This window comes from Pseudomonas fuscovaginae SE-1 (assembly GCF_000364705.1).
GTDB classification, from domain to species: Bacteria; Pseudomonadota; Gammaproteobacteria; order Pseudomonadales; family Pseudomonadaceae; genus Aquipseudomonas; species Aquipseudomonas fuscovaginae_A.
This window is the reverse complement of record NZ_AQOH01000406.1, coordinates 1-3,113: the sequence shown is the minus strand read 5'-3', so window position 1 is coordinate 3,113 and position 3,113 is coordinate 1. Positions and strand designations below refer to the sequence as shown.

Below are 3,113 nucleotides of genomic sequence, written 5' to 3'. Positions count from 1 at the left end.
TTTTCTTCTCAAGCTCCAGCCGGTTGATGCGGGCCTGAAGCTCCGGGCCCCGCATCTGTTACACTTTTCCGATTTGCCACTCCATCTGGCGACGCGCTGCCGCAATGACATCGGAGAACAAAAGACACCGGACCCCTGGCTCGACATAATTAACAGGGAAGTCATGTGAGCGTCGCCCCCCAAGCAGAAGGACTGTTATTGGCTTTGCCGTGTACTTTGCAAACTCATGCCGATACCGAGTGGCTTGCTGATAATCAGCATAATCCAGAGCATGAGAAGGCCTCTTGAATTCTATGAGCAAGTACTCGCCATTCAAATTCTCATTGAGTAAAAGGTCAGGCCGGTCAGCGGCAGACTTGCCCTGATACTTCCCACCTAAATACTGCTCGACTTGTTTCCTCAGCCCTTCATTGGAGCTGAAGGCAGTGTATTCCGCACCAAAGATCCAGAGAGCCTTCTCGATAGCGCGGTGAACCGCAGCCTCAAGGCACGCCTTGTTTTCTACTAGGCTTTCCAACCAGTCTAAGAAAGCGAATCTGGCTTTAGCCTGCTCCACCAGGATTGCCATGTCCGCCAGGCCGAACTGCTCCAACGCCTCAGCAACCGCGGCCACATCTGCCCTCTTCGCTTCGGCAAGGTGTTCGATGACGGCCGCGTAGTCGGATCGTTCAATAGCCTGAAGCACCACGAATGCGATCGCTTCTACCTTGTGCTCCGGCTCGTCGTAGTACTTGTCCAGGACCTTCTTGATGGCCTCCTCAGCAAACTGGCGTTTGTGCTCGGGGAGCTTGGACATGCTCAAGTTCAACGCCTTCTTCAACCGGGCGTGCGCGAGCTGCATTTCTTGAGCATGAGATTGATGAAGGGCCTCTTTGACCGTCTGTTGGACGTATTCAGCGACCCGCTGGTAGCTCTCACTGTTCTCGATCACAGAATCCCAGCCTGCCGTGATGTATTCTTTCAAACCATCTGCACTGATCTCTCCATACAGCTTACGCAGCAGCTTCGGAGGCACGTCGTCGCTCCCCTCCAGCCCAAAGAAGCCGGGTTTGCCGACGGCCTTGCCATCAACGAGCAGCGTAATGCCTGGCTGCCGTAACCCTGCCTTTTTGTTGCTGATGGAAAAACGTAGCGCTACATCGCCTGCGGATGGCAGTGACTCGGACTCTTCTTTATAAGTCCCTTCAAGATCATCAATGCCTAACGGTTTCCCATTGATAATGATGGCGAAGCCAGTCTGCCGGCCATACTCCTTGATCAGCTCTTGTCGAAGCTGTACCGGGTTTGGGTAGCTGAGCCCTTGCCTGAGATGCGTGAGCTGGATCGATGTGCCGTGTACTCTTTCCTCGCAGTTGGAAATACTCAGTTCAATGGGAAGGTGCTCGATGTCAGCTGCTTGCTGGAGGCTGTCGACGCTAAGCGTAAATGATGCGGACTGGCCACGAGCACTGGTGCTCAAGGTCATGACTGATGCAGCCATCAGCCCCGCGAATTTACCGATGCCTTTCCGGCCTTTGATGAGTCTCTGCTTTCCGAGAGTGCGCTCGCCTCGCCGCAGGCGTGAATCGGAGGCGATCTTCATGTACTGAGATTTCAGCTCGATCACAGTCATGCCATTTCCGTTATCGCTCACGACTATGGGGTGATCGCTCAAGGGCTCTGGAAGGACAATGACGACCTCTTCCGCATCGGCGTCCCACGCGTTATCTACCAGCTCCTTCAGAGCCTTTTCTGTCGATGAATACCCCTGCCCCAGCAATGTGGCCAAGCGCGCATCAACCTGGAAATTGGCTTGCTCCATGACTCATCCTTGGATCCGATCAAGGATGGCAATTTAATATCGTTTACACAAACTGTCACCATCATTGACTGGCAGACGCTGAACTACCTGTCCAACATCACGCCGCAAAAGAGCGACCTCAATCAGGGCGCCTGGGCACGACTGGAAGACAAGGAACTAGGGCTGGTTCAACGGTTTGGGGTTGATTCGGTGTAGATGCTGACGGGCAAGCTTTACGAGCGCTACATCGGCCCCCTTCCCAGCACCACCAAGCAGCACAGCATGCCCAGCGGCTACTGGAAGATCATCTTCACCAACAGTATGCCAACCGAAGGGACCTTTGCCGCCTTCATCATGGATCAGGACACACCTCGTGCTGCCAACTTCTGCAACTTCCAGGTCACGGTTGAAGAGATCGAGCAACGATCCGGGATGAAGATATGGACGACCTTGCCGGCAGCTGAGCAGGCGGCACTCAAGCCGGTTCGTGGTCAGTTAGCGAAGGACATCGGCTGCTAAACGATGGTGCGGTAGCAACGCACACAAAGGACACGATGCCTACCCACCGAAGTCATAGACTCAACAAACTGAACCTCTTTTGACGGCTAGTTGAAGTAGCAGTCTGGAACGTCCCAGAAACAAGTTGCTACATCCTTAAACCCTGAAAGTTCGTAATTAAGGGGTACCTGTCTGTACTCGACCGCGTACTTGCCGAGGGAAGTGGCAAGCCAGAGGCTTCGGCGGAATATTGCTATTTGATTCAGGGCCAAAGCTATTAGTAAGCAGCACAGGGATATCCTGTGCTTCGTGTCTACGCGCCTGACATCGGCATATCTATCTTACTCTTCATAGACCAGATTTGAGTAAAGCTTCAGCATCCAACAAGCCAACCGAACAGCTTAAGCCTATTAAATTATTGAGGACATCCAAGGCCGATGATGGTTTATTTGAAATTTTTTCTATTTATAGCCTTCTCAGCATTTCCAACCGCACTCTCAAACACCGGCTGCAGGGTAGAAAGTAATTTCCTTAAAGTATATGCCAGATGCATAATCACCTTCAAAATCTCGTCAGCCTGCAACGCGAAGGACTCTCGTGCCAAAGCTGAAATATCGAACCGTCCACAATCGACACTGAAATGTCGCGCACCGGCAAGAATACCCAGCTCGCGATTTGAGTACTCGCTATCGTGGATGATAACGTTGCGTGGTTTACGGTACTGTTCAAAGGTCGCCTTGACATTTTCTAGGGCAGCATATACCTCTGGCTTTTTCTCGGCATACTTAGAAATTTGCAAATTATTTTTACGCGCATTCTTTGACAGTTGCAAAGC

At 52.1% G+C, this 3,113-nt stretch carries 2 protein-coding genes and 1 pseudogene; 1 reads left to right on the top strand and 2 read right to left on the bottom strand.

What is annotated here, in order from left to right:
• Nucleotides 1–58: 58 nt before the first annotated feature.
• Nucleotides 59–1,801, bottom strand: coding sequence for an ATP-binding protein (locus K675_RS0130225; RefSeq protein ID WP_017907176.1), 1,743 nt, complete (start codon nucleotides 1,799–1,801; stop codon nucleotides 59–61).
• Here K675_RS0130225 and K675_RS32810 point away from each other — a divergent pair.
• Nucleotides 1,793–2,299, top strand: a pseudogene (locus K675_RS32810) (DNA/RNA non-specific endonuclease). The gene K675_RS0130225 and the pseudogene K675_RS32810 sit on opposite strands and share 9 nt — an antisense overlap.
• 424 nt (nucleotides 2,300–2,723) lie before the next feature.
• Here the strand turns inward: K675_RS32810 and K675_RS31755 are convergent.
• On the bottom strand, nucleotides 2,724–3,113 hold a 390-nt coding region (locus K675_RS31755; protein ID WP_037007435.1), incomplete at its 5' end, for a hypothetical protein.

Bases quoted from the DNA above. Each gene is read 5' to 3' on its own strand.
- K675_RS0130225 (WP_017907176.1), bottom strand. From the start codon at position 1,801: ATGGAGCAAGCCAATTTCCAGGTTGATGCGCGCTTGGCCACATTGCTG.